Raw genomic sequence first — 1897 nt, forward strand, 5'->3', positions numbered from 1 at the left:
GCAAGATGCCTGTTCCACAAAAATTTTTTTGTTATTGTGGAAGAACAGGCAAGATGCCTGTTCCACAAAAATTTTTTTGTTATTGTGGAAGAACAGGCAAGATGCCTGTTCCACAAAAATTTTTTGTTATTGTGGAAGACAGGCAAGATGCCTGTTCCACAAAAAATTTTTTGTTATTGTGGAACGGGCATCTTGCCCGTTCAATATTTTTTGGAAATTTTACCAATAAAAAATTATAAATTTATGAAAAATTGTATTAAAATAAGAAATAGAATTTATAATTCGACGATCAATTATACCTGCTTAAAAAAGCCGATCGCCAATGGCTGACAATTCCCTTCAAGAAAATCGCTTATCTCTTGCCCGCGCCAGTTTGCGCGAATCCCTGGCGCGCTACTCCCACCTGCGCCAAGGGAAAAAAAACTCGAATAATACAGAATTAGAAGCGGCGCTGCAATATCAGTTAGATATTTTAACTTCCACCTCCGAAAAACTAGACCACAACATAATCCGCATTGCTACTTTCGGCTTAGTCAGCCGTGGCAAGTCAGCCGTATTAAACGCGCTTTTAGGTCACAAAATTCTGCAAACAGGCCCTCTCAACGGCGTGACTCAGTGGCCGCGTTCCGTGCGCTGGAGTGTGCCTTTATCATTCCTTGACAGCGAGGAATCCCCCCAACCCCCCCTGGCCAAGGGGGGGAAAGGAGGCGTGCAAGTTGAATTAATCGATACTCCGGGACTTGATGAAGTTGGCGGCGAAGTGCGCGGCGAAATGGCGAAACAAGTCACTCGCCAAGCTGACTTAATTCTGTTTGTCGTAGCAGGCGATATCACCCGAACTGAATATCAAGCGCTGTGCGAATTGCAAACAGCTCAAAAACCGGTGATTTTAGTTTTTAATAAAATTGACCTTTATCCAGAATTAGACAGAAAAGCTATTTTCCAAAGTTTGCAAGCGCTGGCAAATTCTGAACAGTTAGCAGCCGCTGCGGTAACAGAGGAAACAGATAGCGAAAATTTGTCCTATCGCCCAAACAACTCCTCCCATAAATCTACTGTAAAATCACCGCCTAAAACTTCCAAATCTTTAGAAATAGTCATGGTAGCCGCCGAACCAGCGCCGGTGCAAGTGCGGGTGGAATGGTCCGACGGAAAAGTCACTTACGAATGGGAGTCGCCGCCCGCGCAGATAGACGAACTCAAACATAAAATTTTGACAATTCTTAACAGAGAAGGTCGATCGCTCCTCGCTCTAAATGCTTTAGTTGAAGCTAGAGATGCCGAAGCAAATATTGCCCGTCACGTTCTCAAATTGCGACAAACAGAAGCCGAAGATTTAATCTGGCAATTTGCAAAATATAAAGCTTTGGCTGTCGGTTTAAATCCCGTGGCTTTCTTGGATGTAATGGGAGCAAGTGTCGCAGATTTAGCCTTAATTCGCTCTTTATCCAGACTTTACGGCTTACCCATGACTGGTTACGAAGCCGGGAAACTTTGGCAGACTATTTTCTCCAGCGCGGGCGGCGTACTTTTGGGAGAATTGGGTAGCAGTTTTCTGTTGGGATTTGGCAAAACTGCGGCCGCTGCGGCCCCGCACATCGGCTTTTCTACTTTTGCCGGAGTTGCTGTCACTCAAGCTAGTTTAGCAGCTTACGGAACCTACGCTGTCGGTCGCGCCGCCCAAGTTTATTTAGAAAAAGGCTGCACCTGGGGCCCCCTGGGACAAGATACGGTAATTCAAGACATTCTCGCCACCATCGAGCGTAATACAATTATCGATCGCTTGCAGCAAGAGTTTAAAATAGGCAATTAAAAATTGCCCTAGGGCGTCGGTTCAGTATTAGGAGTTGACAAAACAAACTGAAAATGATATGTGAATTGAAAAGCCTGTTAAATT

2 protein-coding genes are annotated in these 1897 nt (G+C 44.6%); both read left to right on the forward strand.

Translation table 11 applies throughout. The annotated features are described in order from the left end of the window. The coding region (locus QT992_RS33310; protein WP_333378744.1) for a hypothetical protein at window positions 1-239 on the forward strand (239 nt) is incomplete at its 5' end. A gap of 83 nt (window positions 240-322) precedes the next feature. After that, window positions 323-1813, forward strand: coding sequence for a DUF697 domain-containing protein (locus QT992_RS33315; RefSeq protein ID WP_333343084.1), 1491 nt, complete (start codon window positions 323-325; stop codon window positions 1811-1813). The last annotated feature ends 84 nt before the right edge of the window (window positions 1814-1897 follow it).

The organism is Microcoleus sp. T3_D1 (genome assembly GCF_036700405.1).
Classification (GTDB): Bacteria; Cyanobacteriota; Cyanobacteriia; order Cyanobacteriales; family Microcoleaceae; genus Microcoleus.

Excerpts from the sequence above, each read along its gene's own strand:
- QT992_RS33315 (WP_333343084.1), top strand. The coding sequence starts at position 323 with ATGGCTGACAATTCCCTTCAAGAAAATCGCTTATCTCTTGCCCGCGCC.